The sequence below is a fragment of the SAR86 cluster bacterium genome (assembly GCA_023703575.1).
In the GTDB taxonomy this organism is placed as follows: domain Bacteria; phylum Pseudomonadota; class Gammaproteobacteria; order Magnimaribacterales; family Magnimaribacteraceae; genus Magnimaribacter.
Map to the genome: position 1 here is coordinate 64,555 of CP097969.1, position 25,249 is coordinate 89,803.

The 25,249-nt window shown below is 34.9% G+C and carries 30 protein-coding genes, 1 other RNA gene and 2 pseudogenes; 15 read left to right on the forward strand and 18 right to left on the reverse strand.

Going from position 1 to position 25,249, the window contains the following annotated elements:
- The first annotated feature begins 11 nt into the window (after window positions 1-11).
- Both M9C83_00330 and dtd read left to right on the forward strand, forming a co-directional pair.
- The gene (locus M9C83_00330) at window positions 12-1,022 is read left to right on the forward strand and encodes a fructose-bisphosphate aldolase class I (protein ID URQ66681.1); all 1,011 of its coding nucleotides are present in this window, start codon (window positions 12-14) and stop codon (window positions 1,020-1,022) included.
- Window positions 1,023-1,460, forward strand: coding sequence for a D-aminoacyl-tRNA deacylase (dtd, locus tag M9C83_00335; protein URQ66682.1), 438 nt, complete (start codon window positions 1,023-1,025; stop codon window positions 1,458-1,460).
- Between the two features lie 9 nt (window positions 1,461-1,469).
- On the opposite strand, the gene M9C83_00340 is transcribed toward dtd, so the two are convergent.
- From M9C83_00340 to M9C83_00380, 9 genes and pseudogenes are all read right to left on the reverse strand, one after another.
- Complete coding sequence (locus tag M9C83_00340) at window positions 1,470-2,651, reverse strand: histidinol-phosphate aminotransferase family protein (GenBank protein URQ66683.1); 1,182 nt, start codon at window positions 2,649-2,651, stop codon at window positions 1,470-1,472.
- An 11-nt stretch (window positions 2,652-2,662) separates the two neighbouring features.
- Window positions 2,663-3,496, reverse strand: a complete 834-nt coding sequence (locus M9C83_00345) for a sulfite exporter TauE/SafE family protein (GenBank protein ID URQ66684.1) — start codon at window positions 3,494-3,496, stop codon at window positions 2,663-2,665.
- A 126-nt stretch (window positions 3,497-3,622) separates the two neighbouring features.
- Window positions 3,623-4,366: a twin-arginine translocase subunit TatC gene (gene tatC / locus M9C83_00350; protein ID URQ66685.1), complete on the reverse strand. Its 744-nt coding sequence runs from the start codon at window positions 4,364-4,366 to the stop codon at window positions 3,623-3,625.
- A 4-nt stretch (window positions 4,367-4,370) separates the two neighbouring features.
- Entirely contained in the window at window positions 4,371-4,598 is a 228-nt protein-coding gene (gene tatB / locus M9C83_00355) for a Sec-independent protein translocase protein TatB (GenBank protein ID URQ66686.1), read from the reverse strand.
- 20 nt (window positions 4,599-4,618) lie between these two features.
- Window positions 4,619-4,759, reverse strand: a pseudogene (gene tatA / locus M9C83_00360) (twin-arginine translocase TatA/TatE family subunit).
- Window positions 4,760-5,104, reverse strand: a complete 345-nt coding sequence (locus M9C83_00365) for a phosphoribosyl-ATP diphosphatase (GenBank protein URQ66687.1) — start codon at window positions 5,102-5,104, stop codon at window positions 4,760-4,762.
- A gap of 1 nt (window position 5,105) precedes the next feature.
- Window positions 5,106-6,659: a 2-polyprenylphenol 6-hydroxylase gene (gene ubiB, locus M9C83_00370; protein ID URQ66688.1), complete on the reverse strand. Its 1,554-nt coding sequence runs from the start codon at window positions 6,657-6,659 to the stop codon at window positions 5,106-5,108.
- The gene (gene ubiE, locus M9C83_00375; protein ID URQ66689.1) at window positions 6,652-7,416 is read right to left on the reverse strand and encodes a bifunctional demethylmenaquinone methyltransferase/2-methoxy-6-polyprenyl-1,4-benzoquinol methylase UbiE; all 765 of its coding nucleotides are present in this window, start codon (window positions 7,414-7,416) and stop codon (window positions 6,652-6,654) included. Before ubiE ends, ubiB begins: the two co-directional genes overlap by 8 nt.
- Window positions 7,417-7,447: 31 nt before the next feature.
- Window positions 7,448-8,242 carry a hypothetical protein gene (locus M9C83_00380; GenBank protein URQ66690.1) on the reverse strand — a complete coding sequence of 265 codons (795 nt, stop codon included), beginning with the start codon at window positions 8,240-8,242 and terminating at the stop codon, window positions 7,448-7,450.
- Window positions 8,243-8,335: 93 nt separating this feature from the next.
- On the opposite strand from M9C83_00380, the gene orn reads away from it, so the two are divergent.
- Window positions 8,336-8,887: an oligoribonuclease gene (gene orn / locus M9C83_00385; protein ID URQ66691.1), complete on the forward strand. Its 552-nt coding sequence runs from the start codon at window positions 8,336-8,338 to the stop codon at window positions 8,885-8,887.
- A gap of 2 nt (window positions 8,888-8,889) precedes the next feature.
- Here the strand turns inward: orn and M9C83_00390 are convergent, their stop codons facing one another.
- Window positions 8,890-9,216, reverse strand: coding sequence for a DUF1820 family protein (locus M9C83_00390; GenBank protein URQ66692.1), 327 nt, complete (start codon window positions 9,214-9,216; stop codon window positions 8,890-8,892).
- Between the two features lie 59 nt (window positions 9,217-9,275).
- Here M9C83_00390 and miaB point away from each other — a divergent pair, with 59 nt between their 5' ends.
- Genes miaB through M9C83_00425 form a run of 7 tightly spaced genes read left to right on the forward strand, consistent with a single transcriptional unit; the run spans window position 9,276 to window position 15,636 of the window.
- A complete protein-coding gene (gene miaB / locus M9C83_00395) occupies window positions 9,276-10,601 on the forward strand; it encodes a tRNA (N6-isopentenyl adenosine(37)-C2)-methylthiotransferase MiaB (GenBank protein ID URQ66693.1) in 1,326 nt (441 codons plus the stop codon).
- Between the two features lie 17 nt (window positions 10,602-10,618).
- Window positions 10,619-11,563: a PhoH family protein gene (locus M9C83_00400; GenBank protein ID URQ66694.1), complete on the forward strand. Its 945-nt coding sequence runs from the start codon at window positions 10,619-10,621 to the stop codon at window positions 11,561-11,563.
- The gene (gene ybeY / locus M9C83_00405; GenBank protein ID URQ66695.1) at window positions 11,564-12,031 is read left to right on the forward strand and encodes an rRNA maturation RNase YbeY; all 468 of its coding nucleotides are present in this window, start codon (window positions 11,564-11,566) and stop codon (window positions 12,029-12,031) included.
- A gap of 41 nt (window positions 12,032-12,072) precedes the next feature.
- Window positions 12,073-12,942 (forward strand): CBS domain-containing protein, encoded by an 870-nt coding sequence (locus tag M9C83_00410; GenBank protein URQ66696.1) that lies wholly within the window; start codon window positions 12,073-12,075, stop codon window positions 12,940-12,942.
- 41 nt (window positions 12,943-12,983) lie between these two features.
- Window positions 12,984-14,465, forward strand: coding sequence for an apolipoprotein N-acyltransferase (gene lnt / locus M9C83_00415; GenBank protein URQ66697.1), 1,482 nt, complete (start codon window positions 12,984-12,986; stop codon window positions 14,463-14,465).
- Window positions 14,466-14,474: 9 nt separating this feature from the next.
- Window positions 14,475-15,101, forward strand: a complete 627-nt coding sequence (locus M9C83_00420; protein ID URQ66698.1) for a L,D-transpeptidase — start codon at window positions 14,475-14,477, stop codon at window positions 15,099-15,101.
- Window positions 15,102-15,111: 10 nt separating this feature from the next.
- Window positions 15,112-15,636, forward strand: coding sequence for a glutathione peroxidase (locus tag M9C83_00425; protein ID URQ66699.1), 525 nt, complete (start codon window positions 15,112-15,114; stop codon window positions 15,634-15,636).
- A 37-nt stretch (window positions 15,637-15,673) separates the two neighbouring features.
- Here the strand turns inward: M9C83_00425 and rpiA are convergent, their stop codons facing one another.
- Window positions 15,674-16,339: a ribose-5-phosphate isomerase RpiA gene (gene rpiA / locus M9C83_00430; protein URQ66700.1), complete on the reverse strand. Its 666-nt coding sequence runs from the start codon at window positions 16,337-16,339 to the stop codon at window positions 15,674-15,676.
- 78 nt (window positions 16,340-16,417) lie between these two features.
- Between rpiA and ilvA the strand changes: the two genes are divergently transcribed.
- Window positions 16,418-17,950, forward strand: a complete 1,533-nt coding sequence (gene ilvA / locus M9C83_00435; GenBank protein ID URQ66701.1) for a threonine ammonia-lyase, biosynthetic — start codon at window positions 16,418-16,420, stop codon at window positions 17,948-17,950.
- 3 nt (window positions 17,951-17,953) lie between these two features.
- Here the strand turns inward: ilvA and M9C83_00440 are convergent, their stop codons facing one another.
- The 4 genes from M9C83_00440 to M9C83_00455 form a co-directional block, all read right to left on the reverse strand.
- Window positions 17,954-18,523, reverse strand: a complete 570-nt coding sequence (locus tag M9C83_00440) for a 5-formyltetrahydrofolate cyclo-ligase (protein ID URQ66702.1) — start codon at window positions 18,521-18,523, stop codon at window positions 17,954-17,956.
- 5 nt (window positions 18,524-18,528) lie between these two features.
- Window positions 18,529-18,706, reverse strand: a non-coding RNA gene (gene ssrS / locus M9C83_00445) — 6S RNA.
- A gap of 17 nt (window positions 18,707-18,723) precedes the next feature.
- Window positions 18,724-19,026 (reverse strand): cell division protein ZapA, encoded by a 303-nt coding sequence (locus tag M9C83_00450; protein URQ66703.1) that lies wholly within the window; start codon window positions 19,024-19,026, stop codon window positions 18,724-18,726.
- Window positions 19,026-19,220 carry a hypothetical protein gene (locus M9C83_00455; protein ID URQ66704.1) on the reverse strand — a complete coding sequence of 65 codons (195 nt, stop codon included), beginning with the start codon at window positions 19,218-19,220 and terminating at the stop codon, window positions 19,026-19,028. The genes M9C83_00450 and M9C83_00455 overlap by 1 nt, the downstream gene beginning before the upstream one ends.
- A gap of 80 nt (window positions 19,221-19,300) precedes the next feature.
- On the opposite strand from M9C83_00455, the gene pepP reads away from it, so the two are divergent.
- The gene (gene pepP, locus M9C83_00460) at window positions 19,301-20,605 is read left to right on the forward strand and encodes a Xaa-Pro aminopeptidase (protein ID URQ66705.1); all 1,305 of its coding nucleotides are present in this window, start codon (window positions 19,301-19,303) and stop codon (window positions 20,603-20,605) included.
- A complete protein-coding gene (locus M9C83_00465) occupies window positions 20,606-21,781 on the forward strand; it encodes an FAD-dependent monooxygenase (GenBank protein URQ66706.1) in 1,176 nt (391 codons plus the stop codon).
- Here M9C83_00465 and rpmG read toward each other — a convergent pair.
- Together rpmG and rpmB are read right to left on the reverse strand one after the other, a co-directional pair.
- Window positions 21,774-21,929, reverse strand: a complete 156-nt coding sequence (gene rpmG, locus M9C83_00470; protein URQ66707.1) for a 50S ribosomal protein L33 — start codon at window positions 21,927-21,929, stop codon at window positions 21,774-21,776. The two genes, M9C83_00465 and rpmG, sit on opposite strands and share 8 nt — an antisense overlap.
- A complete protein-coding gene (gene rpmB, locus M9C83_00475; protein ID URQ66708.1) occupies window positions 21,926-22,162 on the reverse strand; it encodes a 50S ribosomal protein L28 in 237 nt (78 codons plus the stop codon). The genes rpmG and rpmB overlap by 4 nt, the downstream gene beginning before the upstream one ends.
- 101 nt (window positions 22,163-22,263) lie before the next feature.
- Between rpmB and coaBC the strand changes: the two genes are divergently transcribed.
- Both coaBC and M9C83_00485 read left to right on the forward strand, forming a co-directional pair.
- Window positions 22,264-23,475: a bifunctional phosphopantothenoylcysteine decarboxylase/phosphopantothenate--cysteine ligase CoaBC gene (coaBC, locus tag M9C83_00480; protein URQ66709.1), complete on the forward strand. Its 1,212-nt coding sequence runs from the start codon at window positions 22,264-22,266 to the stop codon at window positions 23,473-23,475.
- Window positions 23,459-24,736: a beta-lactamase family protein gene (locus tag M9C83_00485; protein URQ66710.1), complete on the forward strand. Its 1,278-nt coding sequence runs from the start codon at window positions 23,459-23,461 to the stop codon at window positions 24,734-24,736. Before coaBC ends, M9C83_00485 begins: the two co-directional genes overlap by 17 nt.
- A 231-nt stretch (window positions 24,737-24,967) precedes the next feature.
- Here the strand turns inward: M9C83_00485 and M9C83_00490 are convergent.
- Window positions 24,968-25,201 (reverse strand): annotated as a pseudogene (locus M9C83_00490) (type B 50S ribosomal protein L31).
- Window positions 25,202-25,249 lie beyond the last annotated feature (48 nt).

The window sequence follows — 25,249 nt, forward strand, 5'->3', positions numbered from 1 at the left end:
TGGAGAGAAAAATGAATTTTAGTAGTTTAAGTGAAATAGCAAGTTACATAGTTTCAGATGGAAAAGGGATACTTGCTGCTGATGAAAGCAATCCTACGTGCACCAAACGATTTGATTCAATAGGAGTAGAGTCAACCGAGGATAATAGAAGAGACTATAGAGAGTTACTTTTTAGATCTGAAGGCATGAAAGGAAACATAGGAGGAGTAATATTATTTGATGAGACTATACGTCAAAATGCCGCTGATGGTACTTCATTGGTAGATATTATAACTAGCCAAGGTTCCATACCAGGTATCAAGGTTGATAAAGGTCTGCAACAAATAGGTGATACCGAGGAGAGTCTTACACAGGGATTAGAGGGTCTTGATGAAAGACTAAAAGAATACTATGAAATTGGTGCTAAGTTTACTAAGTGGAGAGCAGTTATTAGCATTGGAAAAGGCATGCCCTCCTCTGAGGCTATTTCGGCTAATATGGAAGCTCTTGCTGAATATGCAAAAATTGTTCAAAACAATAATATGGTTCCAATGGTAGAGCCTGAAGTATTGATGGATGGAAACCATTCAATAGATGATTGTTTCGAGGCAACTTCCCGTTGCTTAGATACTCTATTTGCTTGCCTTTTGGATAAAGAAGTAGATATAAAAGGAACTATTTTAAAACCTAATATGGTTACATCTGGATCTAATAATTCTGATAAGGCCAATGTTGAGAAGGTTGCACAAAAGACTATTGATTGTCTGAAGGCTTACGTACCTGATGACTTACCAGGCGTTACATTTTTATCAGGTGGACAGTCTGATATAGACGCCACCGCCCACTTGGATGCAATGAACAAGATCGGAGGATTTAATTGGAAACTAAGTTTCTCTTATGGGAGGGCACTTCAACAACCTGCACTAAAGGCCTGGATGGGTAAGAAAGAAAATGCAATTCTGGCTCAACAGGCCCTATCTCACAGAGCGTTGATGAATAAGCTTGCTTCTGAAGGCAAGTGGGATATTTCTCTAGAAAACTAATTGAAACTTCTCATTCAAAGAGTTTCAACTGCATCAGTTGAAGTTGATAATCAAATTGTCAGTTCAATTCAGCAAGGAGTTATGGCACTTGTAGGTTTTGATAAACACGATAACACGGAGAGTTTAGTATCTATGGCCGATAAGCTATTAAATTTTAAAATCTTCAATGATCATAATGGAAAAATATCTAGAAGTATCTTAGAGACAAATCATCAGTTATTAGTTGTTCCTCAAGTAACTTTGTCTGTTGCAACAAATAAGGGAAGCAAACCTAGTTTTTCAAAAGCAGCAGACCCCAAAAGAAGCTTTCATTTCTTTCAAGAGTTTATTGACATAATAAGAAGAAAGAAAATTGAATGTGAGATAGGTAGCTTTGGTTCAGACATGTCAGTACGGTTAGTAAATGACGGACCAGTTACATTTTGGTTTGAAAATTAATTCCAATTATTAACTCATTCTATCAAGTACCCTCGGTAGAGCTCTAATGTATTGTTTTACATCTGCTATTTTGCCAGTACTTACTCGAGACCAATTTACATAGTCTTGATATATTCCTCTAATAAGCACTTTTTCCTTTTCCATTTCTTTTCTAAATTCTTCTGCGTTCAAAGATCCAAGATCTACGTACATGAAATTGGTGCTTGTTGATAAGGGTTTCAGGCCATTTTCTTTAACAGCATCTTGCAGCATATCTCTCGCTTCGACGATTTTTTCCTTTGAGTATTTTAAAAATTTCTCATCATTATATGAAGCTATAGCGGCAGCTACTCCCGCCTGATTTAAGGAGTAATCACCTAAACCGAAAGAGGATATCTTCTCTATCATTTCCGGATCTGCAATCAAATAACCTACCCTCATTCCGGCAAGTCCGTAGATTTTAGAGAAAGTTCTTGCAACTACTACGTTGTAACCTTCTTTTATCAAAGGAATCATAGTATTTGCATCAGGATCATCTGTTAACTCGTTATAAGCCTCATCAATTAATACAATCGTTTTCTTTGATGCTTTTTTACAGAAAGACTTAAGTGCTTTTGGAGAGAGGGGAAGACCCGTAGGATTATTTGGATTCGTAACCTGAACCATCCCAGTAGTTGAAGTAATATTGTTATACATATTATCGAGGTCAATTGCTAAATCAGATGTTTTATCTAATCTTTTAATCCCATACTCACTATTCATACTCCCCATCTTTGATGTTGTGTCCCAAAAAAGGTCGGGACCTAATATATGTCCTTCTTGAGTAACTTTTGTTGCTAGCCATTGTAAAGGTGCACTAGAACCGGAGCCTATGATTATATGCTCTGGTGTAACATTATTCCTTTCGGCGATCATCTCCTTAAGTCTTGGTACTTCTTGCACATAGTAAGAGCCCATTTTTATGGCCTCTTCCATAGCTCTCAGAGCTAACGGACTTGGACCATATGGATTCTCATTAGCATTCAATTTCGCTACTCCAAATGCAGGACCATAACTAATATTTGATGCATTACTGGGTACTATCCTTGGAATACTGCCTATTACACTATTCGTTTTTGAACTCTGACCTATTACTGGTGAAGCTATAACTGAGCCAGCTGTAAATAAAGCTCCTTTCAATAATGTTCTTCTCGATATTGCATTATTTTTCATATTTTCTCCTGTTAAATTATTGACGAGGAAAGACTTGCTTTCCAAAACATTCCTGACGAGACAAAAAGCAAATAAAGACCAAAAAGTCTTTTTAATTTATTCTCTTCAAGATTATGAGCCCATTCGACTCCTATCGGTGCAGTTAAAATAGACACTAGACTTATTATCAATACAGCTGGAATATTAATAAAGCCCAGTGACCCAAAAGGGAGGTCTGTTTTGTTGAAGCCTAAAACGAGAAAACCTAAAGCACCAACTAAACCAATGATTAAACCAACACCTGAAGCGGTTGCGACTGCTTGATAAATTGGTCTTTTACAGATAGACATTGTTATTACGGTTATTGTACCGCCAGCAATTCCAAGTAGTGCAGAAAAACCTCCGAGGAATGAAACTAGACCGGCACGGGCAAACCCAACAGGCATATCTCTTTGTTTCATAGCAGTTTGGTCCAATATTTTGGGGAAGAGGAAGTAGATTCCATAGAATAGTACTCCCCAAGCAAATATTAAATATAATTCTTCAGCTTGAGAGTATGAAGCAATAAAAATTCCAATAACAACACCTACAACGAGCCATGGTGCCCATTCCTTCAAAACTGAAAAATCAACGGCACCTTTTTTATTGTGAGATATAAGTGCTCTTGCTGATGAAAATATAATACAAGCAAGAGAAGTTCCTACAGCCACAAATATTAGATTTTCAGATTCGATATCTAGTATCGTAAAAAGTAAGACAAGAGCAGGGACTACTGCAAATCCGCCGCCATTTCCAAAAAGGCCTGCTGTCAGCCCAGCCACGGCACCGGCAGTTATAAGTAAAACTATTAATCCAAAAATTTCCAAAGGTTGCTCCAAACACGCTTATATTGATGCAATCTACATGCCATAAATCTTTCTCTATATGAATTATTTAGGGTCATAAGAGTACCTTCTCGAAAAGAATGACCTTTTATGAGGCTATTTTGCAATCTATTCTCCTTCTTTTTTATCTTCTGTAACTGTTCTGCTTTCTAAAATTAATTTAGATATTAACAGGCCTAATTCAAAAAGAAGCCAAGCCGGCACTGCAAGCAAAGTTTGAGAAATTACATCTGGAGGAGTTATTAGCATTCCAACTACAAAGCATCCTACTATTATGTAAGGTCTTTTTTTAGATAAGCTTGCTGATGTAGATACGCCACTCCAAATTAAAAGAAATATTAAAATAGGGATTTCGAATGCAATCGCAAAAGCTAACATCATTCCTAGAACGAAACCTAGGTAACTATTAATATCTGTCATAACCAAAACACCTTCTGGAGCTGACGAAGTAAAGAAGCTAAAGACAATTGGTAAAATTAGAAAATAGGTAAAGACAATACCTAAATAGAAAAGTACGACACTTGAAAATAACAAAGAGAAGCTCAGATTCTTTTCTTGTTTGTACAAAGCTGGCGCTATGAACCCCCATATTTGAGAAAAAAAATAAGGCATGGAAATCATCAGTGAAACAAATAGAGTTAATTTTAGAGGCGCAAGGAATGGAGATGCTACTTCAGTTGCAATCATGGAAGAATTAGAAGGTAAGAATTTTTGTAAAGGCTCTGCCAAGAACTGATAAATGTCATTAGAAAAATAAATGAGTAAAATAAAACAACTAGCTATAGCTGCTATCGACTTAACAAGTCTGACTCTTAGTTCTGTTAGATGATCAACAAGAGAGGCTTCTTCCATAAGATTATCTTTCTTTAAGATCTTCTAATATTTCTTTATTTTTTTCATCAAGGAGGGCTTCTTCTAGGTTAAGAGTCTTTGATACTTCTTCCTTAGCATCGTTAAATTGATCTTTTATCTTTCTTACTGTAACAAATATATATTTTAAGACTTCGGGCAATTTTTCTGGACCTATTAGAATAATTCCAACAATGAAAATTATTAAAATTTCAAAAAAACCAACGTCGAACATTATTTTTTATCGTCTTCTTCATCAAGAGTTTTCCTAAAGCTTTTAATTGTGTTGGCTAAGTCCGAACCCAAATTTTTAATCCTTTTAGTGCCTCCAAATAGAAGTAACACGATTACCAAAATTATCAGTAATTGCCATATGCTAATTCCGCCTATACCCATTTATTTCTCCTTGTTTTTCTTTCTGGAACTCTTTTCTTTATGCCCTGATGTGCCAAGCCTATTATTTAGTTCCTCTAGAACATCGTCTATATGAATACCTTCATTTAAAAGTAAGACCATAGTATGAAACCATAAATCTGCGGTTTCATGAATTATTTTTTTATTCTTGTCGACCGTCACGTCATTTGTTGCTTCTAGCAGTTCGAGTGCCTCTTCGAGCACCTTTTCGTTAATTTTTACCTTGCCTTGATCCAAAAGAGATTTTACATACGAGTCTTTAGATATTGAGCCAACCCTTTTCTCCATTAAATTGAAGAGCTTTTTGAGTAAGTCTTGTTCGGTCATTTTAGGTAGCTATAAATAAGAATAAACAAATGATTAAAACTATCAGGATAATGCCATTATTTCTTCCTTGTATATAGATTTTTTGCATAAGCTGATTATGTCGTTCTTCATTTGCATTTTGATATTCTTCTAATTTTGAAACCTGTTCTATAGCCGTATCTGCTATTTCAGGAAATTTCCTAGCTTTCTCAAACCAACTTAAGGAATTTCTTTTAGCCCACTCAGTTAATTTCTTAGGGTTATACCTATCTGAAATCCAATTTTTTAAGAAAGGATTTGCTATAGACCAGAAATCTAAGGCTGGATAAAGTTGTTTACCTAAACCTTCAATATTCACTAATGTTTTCTGGAGAAGCATCAAGGATGGTTGCATCCTTAAATCAAATCTTCTGGCTGAATCAAATAAAAATAGAAGCATCTCACCAAAGTTTATTTTTTCCATCGGCTGATCAAAAATAGGTTCACATGCTGCCCTTATAGTATTTTCTAGGTCACTTAATCTCGTATTTGGATTCACCCATTTTGATTCAATTAATATGTTTGCAACTTCTTTAAAATCTCTTCCTATAACAGCAACTAACATTCTACCTATTTGATATTGCTCTTCTTCGCTTAGTGAACCAACAATTGCGTAGTCAACCGCAACATATGCGGGGTCAGACGGATTTTTGGCGTCAATGAATATATTGCCAGGATGCATATCAGCGTGGAAGAAGTTATCAATAAATACTTGTTTTAGAAAGATCTCAACACCTCTTTCTGCTACTAATCTTAAATCTACACCAAGATCATTAAGGATCTCTATACGATCCACAGGAATACCCTCAATTTTTTCCATGACCAGTAAATTCTCAGTGCAATAATCAAGATACACTTCAGGCACATAAAGGAGATTATTGCCCTCAAAGTTTCTTCTGGTTTGTTTTATATTCGATGACTCTAATCTCATATCAAGCTCTGCTAGAATTACAGCTTCGTATTCGTCCACTAATCTTGAAAGTTGCAATCTTTTCGCATCTTCAAATCGCCGCTCTGAAAATGCCGCAATTCTTTTCATAAGAGATACATCTGTTTGAATAGTTTTTTTTATTCCCGGTCTAACAACTTTAATCACAACTTCTTTGTTATTTTCTTTTAGTATTGCCGAATAAACCTGTGCTATTGATGCACCCGCTAAAGGTGTGGGGTTAAAGTCCTTAAAAATTGAAATAATTTCACAATTCATCTCTTTTTCAATAATCTCTATGGCCTGCTTATCAGAGAAGTGAGGCAGATCGTCTTGAAGGATTTTTAGACTCTTTGCAATTTCTCCTGGAACTACGTCTGGTCTTGTAGATAAAAGTTGACCAAACTTTATAAAGATAGGGCCTAATTCTTCTAATGCAAAGCGAAGTCTTTCTCCGGGCTCTTTTTTGGATTGATACAGACGCCAGGGAGATATAAAGAGAAGAAATGAAACGATTTTTGGTTTTGAGAATGTATCAACTTCCTTGTCTAGGCGAGCTTTTAGCAAAGTATGAATGATTTTAAAAAGTCTGAGAGAATCTCTAAACATCCAACATTCCTTTTTGGCCAGAATGAATTGCCACTATCCCATTAGTTAAATTTTCATATCTACATTTTGAAAAACCTGTCTCTTCCAACATTTTTTTTAATTCTTCTTGGGTAGGATGCATCCTTATTGATTCGGCTAGATATCTATAGCTTTCTTCAGTCTGTGCAATAATTTCTCCAATTTTTGGTATAACTTCGAAAGAGAAAAGATCGTATATTTCTCTAAAAACTTCATTTTGTGGTTTTGAGAATTCTAGGATAATTAGTTTCCCGCCTGGTTTTAATGCCTTGTAAATAGATCCAAGAGCAGTTTCTTTGTCAGTAACATTTCTAAGCCCAAATGCTATTGTGATTAGATCAAATGTATTGTCTTTAAATGGAAGAAATTGAGCATCTATTTGTGCAGGATGTACATCCTCTATCCCTTCATCAATTAATCGATTTCTTCCTTCATTTAGCATTGAAGCATTGATATCACTGAGAATTAAAGTGCCTTTCTCAGAAATCTTATCTCGCATAAGCTTAACCATATCTCCCGTGCCACCAGCAAGATCCAATACTACAAAGTGATCTTTGATCCCAGACGTCTCAATAGTTACTTTCTTCCAAAGTCTATGTATTCCAAAAGACATAAGATCATTCATAAGGTCATAGTTCTTTGAAACCGTATCAAAAACACTACCCACAAGATCTGCCTTCTTATCAGAATCAACTTCTTTAAAACCGAAGCTTGTTTTATTTTTACTCTTATCTTTCATGAAATATTTGTGTATTTTAGCTCACGCTGAACTAATTAACCTCTCTCCTAGACAATATTCGGTTTATAGACTTTATGTAAATATCTAGGCTTCTATTGAAATTTTCTATTTGTTTTTCATCGCTTGATTTAAAGACAAAACTAATGATTTCTTGAGCAAGTAATTCATTCTTATCAATCTTTTCTCTAAACTTTTCCTCTCCTAGTTCTTCTAGAGAATCTAGGTACGCCGACATTTTTGTTTCGTAATCGGGAGACTGATTATTTTTCAAAAGTTGAATAAACTCCTCTATCCATTCTTCTTGAAGATTAGACCATTCTTCTCTTACTTCGATGTGATTTTCCAATTTCAATTTTATTTTATCAATCTGATCATCTCTAAGTTTGATACCTACTCGATCAAATCCAGAAATATAGTTATCTATTAAGCTATAACCATTCTCTGATCTCTCTTTTTCCCTTTTCTCTCTTAGCTCTCTGAAATGAGATCCTATTTCATCTATTTGTACTTCATTTATTTCCTTCGTAAAGCTAATTATGGGTAATTTGAAATAGAAATTTGATCTTCTAAAAATTCCCTCTGCATCCCTATAGATAGAAACAATTTCTTTCTCGGGATTTTGTAAATTTATACTTTTTAATTTTTCTAGAATAACTTTTACTTTGCTGAGTTCATTTTCACTAAACCAATTTATAAATTCTGTTGATATAATTTCTATTTCTTCATCTTGCTCTCGTGAGAAATCAGCAAATTCCTTGAAATAATCAGCTAAATAGTTATCTAATCTCTCATAGACCCATGATCCTGCAATCGAGCATGAACTCATTGAGAAGATCGTCAGGAAAAGTAAACAATACTTGTAAATATTTCGAACCATCACTAGGGGTTATTGTAAATTGCAGTTAAAATTCTGTGGGAAATGACAGATAAAAAGAAATATCCTACCCTAGTTTGGCTAGATTTAGAAATGACGGGTTTAGACCCAGATTCGGAAAGAGTTATTGAAATTGCCACAGCGATTACTAGTCATGACCTATCAGAAATAATTGAAGGACCAAACCTCGTGATCCAGCAACCAATGGAGTTCATTGACAATATGGATGACTGGAATACTAATCAGCATACAAAATCTGGACTAGTTGAAAGCTTAAAAGTCACAAATATAACTATCGAAGAGGCACAGAAACAAACACTTGAATTTTTATCTATGCATGCCGAGAAAGGAAGATCGCCATTATGTGGCAACTCTATTTCTCATGATAGGCGTTTTTTAAGAAGATATATGCCAGAGCTAGATGCTTTTTTTCATTACAGAAACGTTGACGTTAGCTCAATAAAAGAACTCATTAAGAGATGGAATCCCGAGCTACTTGATGGTTTTAAGAAAAGTGGCGGACATCGAGCTATGGAAGATGTTCTTGAGTCCATTCAAGAGTTGAAGTTTTACCGAGATAAATTCTTTGTTCGATAAATTTATTTATCAGGCCCTTGAAAAGCAGGATTGGAAATAGGCATAATTTTTGCTGAATCACTCGAAGTTATTTTTGCTGTTCCCTTCTTATCCACTTCATCAATTCTCATTATACAATTTATAGGTATATAACTTCTTTGAACACCTTTGAATTCGTTTTTTAGTTTTTCTTCACTTGTATCCACAACTATTTGCGACTTTTGATCGAATATATATTCCTCGACTTCTATGAATCCATACATGTCACTTTGGTAAATGGCCTCAGCATAAACCTCATAGATTTCACCCAATTGAACAAATACTATTTTGTAGATTCCTTTTTTTGCCATTACAATCCCTGCCTTTTATAGATTTAAACTATAGTACTCTTTAAAGTTATTAAATATATATGGCCAAGAAACTTTTTATCAAGACCCACGGATGTCAAATGAATGAATATGACTCCGCAAGGATGCAAGATTTACTTGGTGATAGTCATGGATTTGAAACTACACAAAACGAGGACGAAGCAGACCTGATACTCTTAAATACCTGTTCAATTCGTGAAAAAGCACAAGAAAAAGTTTTTCATCAGTTAGGCAGATGGAAAAAATTAAAAGAAAAAAATCCCAATTTAAAAATAGGAGTTGGAGGTTGTGTAGCAAGCCAGGAAGGAGAGAACATAATAAAGAGAGCGCCCCAAGTTGATTTAGTTTTCGGTCCTCAAACAATCCACAGAGTTCCAGATCTTTATAAAAATATCACCGAAGCTAAGCCTGCTTCTGTGGATATAGCCTTTCCAAGGACAGAAAAATTTGATTATTTTCCAGAACAGAAAATTGATGGACCAACCGCATTTGTTTCAATCATGGAAGGCTGCAATAAATATTGTTCATTTTGTGTAGTACCTCACACAAGAGGTCATGAAATAAGTAGACCTATAGATGACATCCTCAAAGAAATTAGAGGATTGTCCTTGCAAGGTGTCAAAGAGATAAACTTACTTGGCCAAAATGTAAATTCATATCGAGATTCAAAGCTAAAGACAAAAGGACTGGGATTAACAAATTTAATCAGAGCCTCAGCTAAAATAGAAGGAATTCAAAGAATTCAATTTACAACTTCTCATCCTTTTGAGTTTGGTCAAGATCTAATTGATATTTATCTAGAAGTGCCAGAGTTAATTAGTTATGTTCATCTGCCTGTCCAAAGTGGGTCAAACTCTATTCTAGAAAAGATGAGACGCAGACACACCAGAGACGAATACTTGGAGATTATTGAAAAATTAAAAACCGTAAGAGAAGGCATTAGCATATCTTCTGACTTCATAGTTGGATTTCCTGGAGAAACAGAAAACGACTTCTTGGACACTTTGGATCTCGTTGATCGGGTTGGTTACGATGAATCTTTTAGTTTTATTTATAGCCCACGGCCTAATACAACAGCAAAAGATTTGGAGGATGATGTGCCTCTTGAAGAGAAGAAGAACAGGCTTTCAGTTCTACAGCATAAATTAGAAAACTCAGCATTGAATATAAGTAGAAAAATGGTCGGTGAGACAAGAAAATGTCTCGTCACAGGAGTTTCTAAAAAGAATCCTGGAGAGTTTCAGGCTCGTACTGAAAATAATAAAGTGGTTATCTTTTCATGCTCAGATCAATCAATGATTGGTAAAATAGTCGATATAGAAATCGTAGAAGCAAAAAATAAATCTTTACGAGGTGTAGCTGCATAGCTTTATCAAACTATTTAATGAAATTTCACTTAGAGCCTGTAAATCACGACAAAATAAGTGACTTATGTGGGCCTACTAATTCAATTCTTAAGCAAATAGAAGAAGAACTGGGAATAAAAATCTTAAACAGAGGTGCAAGCTTTAGAATCAAAGGAGAAACTTCAAACGCGCAGATAGCTAAAAACATCATTCTAAGAATTTATGATGATCTTGAAGAAAATAAAACTATTAGTTCAGAAGAAGTTCACTTATATTTAAGGAAAGGAATGAATGATTTAAAAAATATTAAAAAAGACACTTCGGCTAGACAGATAATTAAAACACCTAACCTGATAGTTGCAGCTAATTATGGTAGCCAAGAGCATTATGTTGAGACCATTAGAAAAAAGGTATTAACTTTTGGTATAGGACCCGCTGGTACAGGAAAGACATTTTTAGCCGTTGCTCTAGCCGTGGAGCAATTTACAAGAGGAGAAGTTGAAAAGATTTTGTTAGTGCGTCCTGCAGTGGAGGCCGGAGAAAAGCTTGGTTTTTTACCGGGTGACTTAAGCCAAAAAGTTGATCCTTACTTGAGACCTCTTTATGACGCGTTATTTCAGATGTTGGGCTACAAAGAAACTACTCAGCTAATAGAGCGGAATATAATTGAAGTTGTACCTTTGGCTTTTATGAGAGGTAGAACATTAAATAATTCCTTTATTATTCTTGATGAAAGTCAAAACGCAACAGTAGAGCAAATGAAAATGTTTCTTACAAGATTTGGTTTTGGTTCGAAAGTAGTTATCACGGGAGACATAACTCAAATAGACTTACCTAAAAACACACTCTCTGGTTTGGTCCATTCTTTAGAAGTATTAAAATCTGTCGATGATATTGGATTAGTAGAATTTGAATCAAAAGATGTTGTACGTCATGGTCTTGTTCAAAAAATTGTTGAGGCTTACGCTAAGTTTGCTAATTAAGTGATACCTTCCAGTTCCAATATTTTTATTTCTGGAGATCTTGAGGGACTGTCTTGCACCGAAGAGGATATATCAAGTTTAATTCAACTTTTAATCGACACAGAACCAAGCTTAGAAAGTTTATTTTTAAAAAAATCCGTAAATATTAGATTCATATCCAAAACTGAGATCAAGGAATTGAATTTTAGATTTCTTAATAAAGACAGGCCAACAAATGTTCTATCTTTCCCCACCCAAGAATCTAACCTCGATGATGAATTATTAGGAGATATTGCCATATGTCCTGAAATTATAAAAAGTGAAGCTATTGATCAAAATAAAGAAAACCAAAGTCATTTATCCCACATCATTCTTCACTCTTTACTTCATCTAACAGGACATGATCACTCAGATGACGGCTCTGCTGAGATTATGGAAAATATTGAAGTAGAAGCTTTAAAAAAAATAGGTATTGCGAATCCCTATTGAAACAAATTAAGATGTGAGTGTGTTTATGAAGTGAGGCGTTGATGAACGACGAACCCCCAAGTATTTTAGCTGAGTCTAGTGAGCTCGGCCTTAGGAAAAAAATAAAAGACAGAATAAAAGAAATTTATCAAAATTTCTCCTATAAACCCCAGAATAAACAAGAACTTGCCGGATCCATAAGAGATTCAAGCGAGAGAGGTGTACTTGAGAAAGGTACTTTGAATATGATCGAGGGAGCCCTTAGAGTCTCTACAGATCAAGTAAGGGACGTAATGATTCCCAGACCACAAGTAGTTTTTGTTGAAAGAAATGAGAAGCCGCAAGACTTCTTGCCTAGAGTTATTAAATCGAGTCACTCTAGATTTCCAGTTATAAACTCAGAAAATGACAAAATTGAAGGTATTTTATTAGCAAAAGACCTTCTTCCCTTCTTATCTTCTGAAGATTTAGATAACTTTGAACTTTCCAAGCTTATCAGACCTGCAATATTGATCCCTGAGAGCAAAAAATTGAATATATTACTTGATGAATTAAGAGCGGGAAGAAATCATATGGCCATTGTGCTTGACGAATATGGAGATATTACTGGAATTGTAACAATCGAAGATGTTTTAGAAGAAATTGTTGGTGAAATAGAAGACGAGCATGATAAAGACGCAGGAACTTTAATAAAAGAAATTGGTCAAGATGAATATCTTGTATCTGCACTCACTCCAATAGATGTTTTCAATGAAAATTTTGGTTCTTCTCTGAGTGACAAAGATTTTGATACTTTAGGCGGCATAGTGATGCATCATTTTGCGAGGTTTCCCAAGCCAAACGATGCTATCAATATAGAAGGTTGGCGGTTTATAATAAATTCACTGGAAAGAAGAAGGATCAAGAGAATTAAAGTCTCCAAAATAACTTAAATCTTCTTTCGCAAAAATTTCTCTGTATTAAAATATCGCTGATGCTCAAGAAGAGATTTCTTGCCCTTATTTGTGGTGTAATTTTTTCATTTGGTTTTGCACCATTTGACCTCTGGTTAATATCTGTTCTTTCAGTTGCAGTACTAGTTGGATTATTAAATAAATCTTCAAATAAAGAAGCATTCCTTCTCGGATATACATTTGGATTTGGTATGTGGTTATCTGGAATTTCCTGGTTGTATGTGAGTATTCACTATCATGGAAATATAGGAATTATAGGTTCATCTTTAATCATTCTTATTTTTATTTCTATCCTATCTTTATACTCAGGTTTTTTGTTTCTACTCAATAATGTGTTGGAATCATTAAGTCCAAAAAAAATAATTTTTCTCACTCTACCAATTGCATGGACTCTTTTGGAGTTCCTCAGATCCTACCTCTTCACAGGTTTTCCATGGTTGATTTCTGGCACAATGTTGGCAGATACCTTTATAGATGGTTACACACCAATTATTGGTGCTCAAGGTAATAGTTTCTTTCTTATTCTTCTATCAGTTTTGGTTTATAAACTTTATGAAAATATAACAGAAAATAGATCTGCCCTACTCCTTTCTACATTTTCGTTATTGATCCTCATGCCCTCTTATTTTCTTAAAACAGTTGAGTGGACTTCAGCTGAAAACAAGATTCAGGTAAGTCTTTATCAACCAAATTTAACCTTAGAGGATAAGTGGAGTCAGTTTGGAATCATTAAATCTCAAGGAATGATTGAAAAATCTATAGAAGATGCAAATGATGGTGATCTTATAGTCTTTCCTGAGACAGCATTGATATTATCTGAAAAAGATAATCAACCTTTTATGAATCGCATTAAAAGCAAAAGTTCTGAAAAAAATATAACACTTATAACTGGGATACTTGAAAGAGAGGATAATTATAGAGTTAGAAACAGGTTGCAAACACTTGGTACTATGGAAGACGTCTACGACAAGGTTAAACTAGTACCATTTGGCGAATTTATACCTCTAGAAAAGTATTTGGGAAGTTTTTTAGATATTATTGGCTTAAATTTAACAAATACATTACCTGGAGAAGCTGTTAGATCAATAGAAACTGGAAAATTAAGGATTTCACCAAGTATTTGTTATGAAATAGCTTTTGACGAACACATAAGGAAAACTGCTAAAGATAGCAACATTTTGCTGACAGTGAGCAATGATACCTGGTTTGGTAAATCGATTGGCCCTATTCAGCATCTAGAAATAGCTCAAAATAGAGCTTTAGAACATAAAAAACCTTTAATTAGGGCTACAAACAGCGGAATTAGTGCTTATGTATCAAAAAATGGAGAAATTATTGAGAGTCAAACTTATTTTGAAGATAAAACTTTGACCAGAAATATAACCCTCTATTCTGGACATACTTTTTACTCTAAGTATGGTAATTTACCTTTGTTAATATTTCTCATTTTATATGTGAGTTTTATGTCGTTTAAGAAACTTTTTAATACTAATATTAAATAAAAAGAACATATGTCACGTTATATTGTAATAAATCCTATAAAAATAATCTTTCTGTTAATCATAGCAGCATCATGTTCAACATTAGTGGAAGATAAAAACCTCAATAAAAACATAATCATGAAAAAAATACAATCCATAGACTCAAATTTTTCTAATTTAGACACCTTGCTATTTGTTGACATTGATACACAATCTCTTCTACATATAAAAAAAGGTACAGTTTTTAAAAAATATAGCATCTCTTCCTCTTATTATGGTACAGGTAGTACAGAGAACAGTTTAAAAACTCCTCTTGGAAGACATGAAATCTATAAGAAGATAGGTGATGGTCTGCCGAATAACGCTATTCTAAAAGGACGGGTCTGGAATGGAGCGATTGCAGATATTATTACAGAGCCTATAGATACTGATTTTGACCACGTTACTTCTAGGATCTTATGGTTAGATGGTCTTGAGCTTGGAAAAAATAAAGGAGAAGGTATAGATTCTAGAAATAGGTATATTTACATCCATGGAACAGCTGAAGAGGGATTAATAGGAAAACCTGCTTCTGATGGCTGCATAAGGATGTATAATGACGATGTAATAGAGCTTTTTGATCTAGTTGATGAAAAGGCACAAGTCTGGATTTATTAGATATTTAACTATGAAGAAATTTTTATTGTTCTCTCTCGTATTTTTTGGGTCTTATGCATTTTCATGTTCCAAAGTTTTGGATCATGAGATGAGGATTTTAGATTCGAACGAAACTTTGAATCTTTGCCAATATGAAAATAAAGTGGTTCTCGCTGTTAATGTTGCTAGTCGATGTGGTTTTACATATCAGTACGAAGCTCTTCAAAATCTATATACGAAGTATGGTAAGGATGAATTTGTAATATTGGGATTTCCATCAAGAGATTTCATGTATCAAGAATACAGCGATGAGTCCAAAGTAAAAGAGTTTTGTAGTACAGAATATGGTGTTACCTTTCCAATGTTTGCAACATCCCCCGTTAAAGGAAAAAAAGCAAATTCTTTTTTCAAAACTTTAGCTGACATTACAGGACAAACTCCTGGTTGGAATTTTCACAAGTATCTTATTTCAAAAGAAGGCGAAGTGTTAAGCTTTGATACTAAAGTAGAGCCTGATAGCCAGGAGCTAACATCTCAGATTTCTAAGCTCCTATAAATAAAGTAAGTATTTACTATCACTTAAATATAAGATTCTACTGAATTATTTCGATAGAAGAATCTGTCGAGCAAATGATGACATCTGCCTTTCTGTTTGCAAATATTCCGTTCTCCACGACGCCAGGAATATTATTTAATTCGGCCTCTAGATCATAAGGTATGTCTATAGGCAAGTTATGGATATCTATTATTTTATTTCCATTATCTGAAATAAAACCATTTCTAAAAATAGGCTTCCCCCCCATTTTCATGAGCTCTCTTGAAATAGCACTTCTTGCAATCTCTATTACTTCAATTGGCAGAGGAAATTTACCTAATAAATCTGTATATTTTGATTCGTCTACGATACAAACAAAGATGTCTGATGAATATGCAAGTATTTTTTCTCTTGTAAGAGCTCCACCACCCCCTTTTATCAATTCCTTTCTATCATTGTATTCATCTGCTCCATCAATATAAAAATCGATAGAGTGAACTTCATTTAGTGACAAGACTTCGTAAGAGCTATCTATTAATTTTTCCGAAGCATCTGAGCTGCACACAACACCTTTTATGTGCAATCTGGCTTTATTTAGTTCTTCTATGAAGAAATTAGTTGTAGTTCCCGTTCCAATTCCAATAACTGAGTCTTTCTTTATATCTTTCTCGATAAAACTAAAAGCTTCCTTTGCTGATTTTTCCTTTTTTAGGTCTTGATTCATATTATTGTAGATGTAATGAATATTATCACTGACTCAGTATAATAGCCTCCTTTTATAAAGCTTATCAAAGCAAAATTAATGAATTCTTCTAATTTAAAAAAGTATGTAGGTTTGATTGAGTCCTCAAACGTTTATGATGTGGCTCAAATTACTCCTGTAACAAAAGCAAATCAGCTCTCGAAGTTACTCAAAAATGAAGTTTTGCTTAAAAGAGAAGATCTTCAGCCTATTTTCTCTTTTAAAATCAGAGGAGCTTACAATAAATTATCAAAATTAAAGCAAAAAGGCATAAAAGGTCCCTTTATTGCAGCTTCAGCAGGAAATCATGCTCAAGGTGTTGCGTTTGGCGCTAAAAGCTTAGGATTAAAGGCATATATTGTCATGCCTATCACTACACCATCTATTAAAGTGAATTCAGTAAAAAACTACGGAGGTAAGGTTGTTTTGTATGGCGATAATTTCGACGAAGCTTTCCAACATGCGAAATTTCTAGCTAAAGAACAAGGATATATCTTCATACATCCATACGATGATAAAGATGTAATTGCTGGCCAAGGTACCATAGGTAAAGAGTTGATCGAACAGGTAGATAGTGAGATTGATGCTATTTTCGTCCCGGTTGGTGGCGGAGGACTGCTTGCCGGTCTTGGCACCTATGTTAAATCTGTCAGTCCTAAAACCAAGATTATAGGTGTTGAGCCAGAAGATGCTGCTTGTTTGAAGTTAGCTCTAGATAATAATAAGAGATTATCTTTACCTGAGGTTGGTTTATTTGCAGATGGCGTTGCAGTTAAACAAATAGGAAAGGAAACATTTTCTTTAATAAGAGACTGGATCGATGATATTGTGACCATCACAGTAGATGAGATGTGCGCATCTGTTCAAGATACTTTTCAAGAGACAAGAACAATCTCAGAGCCTGCGGGCGCTCTGGCTTTGGCAGGATTAAAAAAATATAGCCTTTCGAGAGGATTAAAGAATAAGACCCTAATTGCAATTAATTCTGGTTCAAATTTAAATTTTGATCGTTTGGGTCATATTGTAGAAAGAGTCCAATTTGGAGAGAGTAAAGAAGCACTCCTAAGTGTAAAGATACCAGAGGAGAAGGGGAGCTTCAGAAAATTTTGTAATCACCTGGGTAAAAGAAGTATTTCTGAATTTAATTACAGAGCAGAAGAAAGTGAAGAAGCTAATATATTTGTAGCATGCAGATTTAATGATAAGGAAGGTAAATTAAAGTTGGTAAAACATTTAAAGTCTAAAGGGTTTTCACCTAAGGATCTTTCAGAGAATGAAGTTGCAAAACTTCATATAAAGCATATGGTAGGTGGAAGGGCACCAAAAGAAGTTTTCAGTAAGGGTGAATATATCTTTAGAGTTCAATTCCCTGAACGTCCAGGAGCTTTGATAGATTTTTTGGATAAGTTGAGCGACAGATTCAATATAACATTATTCCATTATAGGAATCAGGGTGCAGCATATGGAAGAGTTCTAGTTGGCTTTGAGTCTAAGGAAAAGAATTATCCCAAATTATTAAAATATTTAAGTAATACCGGATTTAGATTTTGGGATGAAACACAAAATTCAGCCTACAAATCATTTTTAAAGTAGATTTCATTTAAATTTGTATATTGTCTTTTCCGTGATACACATATGCGCTTTTATATCATGATCTTCAGGAAGGCAATTTTCAATTTTCTGGAATTCATGCGCCAATATTATTAGTTCAATACTGGAAGAATCTATATCAGCTAACGAATAATCATAATAGCCTTTTCCCATGCCAATCCTATATCCTTTTTCGTCAAAACAAACGCAAGGGAGAAATATTATGTCTAGCTCATTTGGGTCAATTTCTGTATTCCCTATTGGTTCAGAAATCCCTAAATTGTTCTTTCTTAAACTAAGCTGACCATCTGTCTTAACGAATTTAAGCTTTTTAGAATTATCAATCATCTTGGGCAAATAGACTTCTGATCCAATGTCAGAAAGCATTAAAACTAGTTCATGAGTTGGGAGTTCTTTGCCAATTGACCAATAGCAAGACACTTTTTTATTTGCGTATAATTCTGAATTATTTCTTACTATAGATAATAAATTGATTTCAGCATTATGGACTTCATCAAAAGTAATACCATTTCTCAGTTCGATATATTCTTTTCTCAAATAGGATTTTTTGGTCATGGACAGTATTTCCCAGATTACCGTTGTTGATTACTGCCCTGAACCGTGAAGTTCAAGGCGGTGACTCCGTCAATTTATTAGGCTTCCCAATGTATGGGTATGCACAACAAAACCTTTCAGAATCTCCTATTATTTTTTTATCGGCTCGAGAGTAGTAATAACTATCGAATAATCCAGGAAACTGAAAAATTATAACTTACTTACTGAGCTTTAAAAGATAAACTTTTTAACTGTTTTTTAACCTCTAAGGTTAAATTATCAAGACCTTGATTAACGGATTCATCTTTACTCACATCAGACAAGTTTTTGAGGTATTCATTACTTATATTTAGTGCGGTTATAATTGCCGCTCTCTTCTCATCAAGACCAGATGATTCTTTTACCTCATTCAGTTTATTATCTAAAAATATTGCAGCTTTTTTTACTTCTTCTGATTCTTCTGGAGGACAGGCTATTTTATAACTTGCTCCTAGAATTTTTACAGTTGTAGTTTCTTTACTCATTAGCTTTTGTAGGACTGAATTATTTTCTTTATACCTTTCTTTGCTATATCTAGATTTTTTGAAAGCTTGTTATTCTCTTTTGATAACTCCAGATTCTTTTTAGATAGATGATCATTTACTTCTTTAAGTTGCTGACTAAGCTTAATAAGCTCGTTAACTTCTTTTTCTAAATTATCAAATTTATTTTCAGACATTTTCTAGTTTAAGTTTAACTTTGAACGTAATTTCTTGCTACCATGTTTCTTCATAAAATTGTTTATTGCTTGTTAATGCCATGAAAAATAACTTTTCTGAAAGAAGATCGAACCTAGCTCATAAAGTTTTGGATGATTCTGCAATTATCATTGCATCTGCCTCTGTAAAATCGAGAATCTCAGATACCGACTATGCTTACAGACAAGATAGCAATTTTTACTACTTATCTGGTTATGAAGAACCTGAATCCTTGATCTTGATAAGACCTAATCATGATAATGAGAAATTTATTATCTTTTGTAGAGATAGAGATCCACTAAGAGAGCAATGGGATGGCTTTCGAACTGGACAAGAAGGAGCAATATCAGAATATGGAGCTGATGCGTCCTATAGTATTAATTCTGTAGATCAATTGATGCCTGAACTTCTAAAGGGGTCTAAGAATATCTATTTCTCCATGAGTTCACCTTGTGGTATAGATTCTAAGATTAATCATTGGATTGAAGATATCAGAAAGAATATGAGAGCGGGGGCTGAACCTCCAGAAAATCTATTGTCATTAGATTCCATCCTGCATGAAATGAGACTTATCAAAGAAGATCATGAGTTGGATATCATGAAGCATGCTGCCGATATAACTACGGAAGCTCATATCAGAGCTATGCAAGCAGTAACTCCAGGTATGTTTGAGTACCAATTAGAAGCTGAGTATCTGTATGCATTTAATAAAAATGGTGCAAGATCTCCTGCTTATAATTCAATTGTTGGCGGAGGAAATAATTCTTGTATTTTGCATTATGTTGAAAATAATGCGGAATTGAAGGACGGAGATTTAGTTCTTGTTGATGCCGGATGTGAGTATCAGTATTACGCCTCGGATGTAACAAGAACATTCCCTGTAAATGGAAAATTTTCTCCCGAGCAAAAAGAGATCTATACGATAGTACTTGAGGCACATAAACAGTCTATAGAGCAAGCTCAACCTGGTAACAAGTGGAATTTGATGCATGAAAAATCAGTAGAAGTTCTTGTTGAAGGACTTTTGTCTCTAGGTTTATTGAATGGTTCTAAAGAAGAAAATATTGAAAAAGGTCTTTATTCAAAATTCTATATGCATCGAATTGGTCACTGGCTTGGTATGGATGTTCATGATGTAGGTGCTTATAAAAAAGATGGCGACTGGAGAGAACTAGAAAAAGGGATGGTTATGACAATAGAACCCGGAATTTATATTTTAGATTCTCTTGAAGATGTTGATGATAAGTGGAAGGGAATTGGTGTAAGGATAGAGGACAATATTGTAATTAATGATTCTGGCAATGAATTTCTCACACCTGATGTTCCGAGGACTATTGAAGAAGTTGAACAAACTGTTCAAGGTTAAGTGGACTATCAAGTATCTGTTGTAGGAGGAGGTATTTCTGGTGCCTTAGCGGCATTATATTTGGGTAAATCAAGGGTTAAGACTTGCTTAATTGATCGAGGAAAACCATCTCAAAGATTATCTAATCCATATATAGGAAAAACTACTTCTCTAAATCTATCTTCAATAGCATCGCTTAGAGATGTTGGGATATGGGAGGATATTAAGAAAAATGCTCAAGAATTTAATGAAATATATGTTTGGGATGCAGAGGGCTCATCTTCTGTTCAATTTAATGCAGAGGAAATTTCAAGAAATGACCTTGGTGTCATAGTCCATAATAATATTATCCTTGAGTCAATTTACAGCAAGTTAGAACAAATCTCCGAAGTCACACTAATTGAAGAAGAGTCTCTAAAAGAAATTAGTCAAGATCAGAATAAAATAGAATTAATATCTGATTCAGGTTTAAGGATTGTTTCTGAACTTCTTATAGGAGCGGATGGTTCACTTTCAAAAGTTAGAGATTTTAGCAGGATACCTATAAGAACATGGAGCTATGAACAGCTTGCGATTGTATCCTCAGTAACTACAGAAGTTCCGCTAGATAAGACAGCTTTTCAAATATTTACTGATACAGGCCCGATTGCTTTGTTGCCATTAATGGTTGGAGAAAATGTTGCCTCATTAATCTGGTCTACTGACGAAGCTTATGGAAAGAAACTCCTCGAATTAGATAATGATGAATTATGTAAAGAATTAAGATTAAAAACAGAGGGCAAATTTGGTGATATTTCTTTTAATGAAACGATCAATTCATTCCCATTGCATCAACTACATGCTAAAAAATTCTATAAAGGTAGAGCGGTCTTGATAGGAGATTCAGCTCATACGATCCATCCCTTGGCAGGTCAGGGTTTAAATTTGGGGATTGCAGATGCACAAGAGATCACTGAATTAGTCATATCAGCTAATAGATCTGGCAAGATTTTATATGATGAGGAGATGCTTAGATCTTATAGCAGAAGAAGGGAAACTGAAAGTTATAAGATGATAGCTCTGATGGAAGCCTTTAAGAGAGGTTTTGGATCTGAAAATCTCTTAGTAAAGCTGGGAAGAAGTTTTGCTTTTGATTTTGCTAATAAAACTAAGCCACTGAAACAGCGTTTAATAAAGGAAGCTGCAGGAATTATTTAATTTTTGCTTCTGTATAAATAACGTGTTTTCTGATGACTGGATCGAATTTTTTAATTTCCATTTTGTCAGGCATTGCAGACTTGTTCTTGTCAGTCGTATAAAAGTGGCCTGTACCAGCAGAGGATACTAATCTAATTTTTTCTCTCATATTTTTTCTCCTCTAGCTCTTATCTTAGCAAGCACAGTATCAATACCATTTTTATCGATGGTTCTTAACCCATTTGCAGAAACTGTAAGGCTTATATATCTATTTTCAGATTCTACCCAAAACCTATGTTTGTGAAGGTTTGGTTGAAAAGTTCTCTTATTTCTATTTTTCGCAAACGAGACATTATTTCCCGCTTGAGGTCTTTTTCCTGTTACTTGGCAAACTTTAGACATAATTTATTAAAAAATTCATTTATAGAGCCGCGTTTTATACCAGAAGCATTGACAGCAAGCAAGAATAAGCCGCTATAATCTGTTTTATATAGAGATTAATATTGAAATCATTAGCAAATAAAAATATTTTATTAGGCGTTACTGGTGGCATTGCTGCTTACAAATCTGCTGAAATTGTGAGGCATCTTAAGAAGTCTGGCGCATCAGTTAGAGTTGTAATGACTAAGTCTGCTGAAGAATTTATAACTCCTCTCACTTTACAAGCCTTATCAGGAAATAGAGTGTCTACTGAACTACTAGATACTGAATCTGAAGCGGCTATGGGACACATTGAGTTAGCAAAGTGGGCAGATGGAATACTAATTGCACCTGCAACTGCAAATACTATAGCTAGACTATCTTCCGGAAGGGGGGACGATCTCTTATCAACTGTTACACTTGCTTTTGATGGTCCAATATCTCTCGCCCCAGCCATGAACCAAGCGATGTGGAGAGATAATAGAACTCAAGATAATTTAAATAAATTAATTACCCAAGATTTTGGTATCTGTGGACCTGGTTCTGGTGAGCAAGCATGTGGAGACACTGGTCTTGGGCGAATGCTAGAACCACTAGAAATATTAGAGATATTTTCATCTTCTTTTGATAAGGGAGTCCTGTCTGGTAAAAATGTCCTTATTACGGCTGGGCCCACTCAAGAGCCAATTGATCCTGTGAGGTTTATCACAAATAGGAGTTCTGGAAAGATGGGATATAGTCTTGCTCATGCTGCAATTGAACAAGGTGCACAAGTTACTTTGATCAGCGGTCCAGTAAATATAGAGCCACCATCGAACTGTAATGTAATTGCAATTAACACTGCAAAAGAAATGTCGGATGCTGTGAAACATCATATCAAAGAGATGGATGTCTATATCGGAACAGCAGCTGTTTCGGATTATAGTCCTGCTGAAGTTAAAGATTCCAAAATAAAGAAAGCTGGAGATAACTCATCAATGATATTGGAGTTAAAAGAAAACGAAGATATTTTAAAGTTTGTAAGCGAGTTAGAAGATAGACCATATGTTGTAGGTTTTGCAGCTGAAACAGACAAACTTATAGAAAATGCTGAGAATAAACTTAAACATAAAAAACTGGACCTGATTGTGGCCAATGATGTGTCAGATAAATCTATAGGATTTGATTCAGAGGAGAATGAAGTTACTCTCATAACAAAAGAAGACAAGCAACTTCTCAAAAAACAAAATAAAAAAAAGATTTCAAAAAAAATAATAGAGTTCATATCGGGGAGAATTAATGAGCAAAATAACTAAACCAGAGAAGGTAGGATTCTCAAAAGAAAAACTAGAGCATATTGGAGAATCTATGCGTTCTCTTATTGAGGCTAAAAAAATTCCAGGCACTGTTACTTTGGTGGCTAGGAGAGGAGAGGTTGTTCATTTTGAAGCGAATGGCATGAGAGATATAGAGAGAAATTTACCTATGGAAACTGACACAATCCATAGAATTTATTCTCAATCTAAACCCGTAACGGGAGCTGCTTTAATGATGCTTTTTGAAGAAGGAAAGTTTCTTATGACCGATCCTATTGCTAAATATTTTCCAGAGTTCGGTGAAATGAAAGTTCATTTGAGTGGAGAGGGTGAAAATATGCAAACAGAAGCAGCATCTTCTCCTATAACTATCCAGCAACTTGCCTCCCACACCTCGGGATTGTCTTATTCCTTTATGCCGGGTCCAGTAGGCTCAATGTATGTCTCAGAAGAAATGGAAAGAGGTCTCGGTAATGTGCCTAGTGCAGGTGGTATCTTTTTCACAAGCGGAACCAAGCCAGCTTTTAATAGCTTAAGAGAGTGGGTTAGGGCGTTAGCTGAACTTCCTCTCGTTGCTCAACCCGGAACTATCTGGAATTACAGTGTCGGGATGGATGTTATGGGTGCATTAATTGAAGAACTTTCTGGACAGTCATTTGGAGAATTTTTAGAGGAAAGAATTTTTGGTCCTCTTGGTATGGAGGATACAGGTTTTATGGTTCCCGAAGAAAAGCTTGAGAGGTTTGCAGCTAACTATGGCCCAGTTCCAGGAAATATGATGTTAATGGACGATCCAAAAGAGTCAGGTTACAGAACTCCTCCTCAACTTGAATCTGGTGGCGGAGGTCTAGTCAGTACAGTAGGAGATTATCTAAAATTTGCACAGATGTTACTGAATAAAGGTGAGTACGAAGGTAAACGATACCTAGGTAAGAAGACTGTTGAATTTATGACGGCTAATCATATGGGAGATGAGAGCGCAGATGAGGGTTTAACAAATTTATTCAATATGCTAGGAAATGCCTATAAAGTGAGAGGTATGGGGTTTGGTGTTACCGGATCGGTAGTCGTCAATCCTGCTCTAGCTGGTTTACCTGTTTCAGAGGGTGTTTATAGTTGGGGTGGTGCAGCAAGTACACATTTTTGGATAGACCACAAAGAAGATCTCATTGGCATTGTTCATACGCAACTATTACCCGATGGAACTTATCCCGTAAGAGAACTAATGCAACTAGCTACTTATCAAGCAATTATTGATTAAAATTTATGTATAAAAAAAGACGCTTTATGCGTCTTTATTTAAAAAGTTTATTTATTTGTCTTCTGATGGATCTTCCTGATTAGGAGATTCTTCAACAGGGGTTTCTTCGCTTTGTGCTTCAACAACTGGTTCTTCAGTAACAACCTCTTCTTTAACAGCTTCCTCAACTACTGACTCTTCAACCGGTGCTTCATCCGCAACTGCTTCAGCTGCTGGAGTTTTAGTCTTGTTTCCAAAACGTTTTCTAAATTTATCAACCCTACCGCCGGTATCTACAAGTTTTTGTTTACCAGTATAAAAAGGATGTGAAGCAGACGAGATATCCAGAACACAATAAGGATATGTTTTTCCTTCATATTCTTTGGTCTGATCTGTGCTTAAAGTAGAACGAACAAGGTAATATTCATCAACACTTGTGTCATGAAATAGTACTTCTCTATATTCTGGGTGAATGTCTTTTTTCATTTATAAATCTTGTAAATAAAAATATGGTGGAGCACTATAACAGACAGG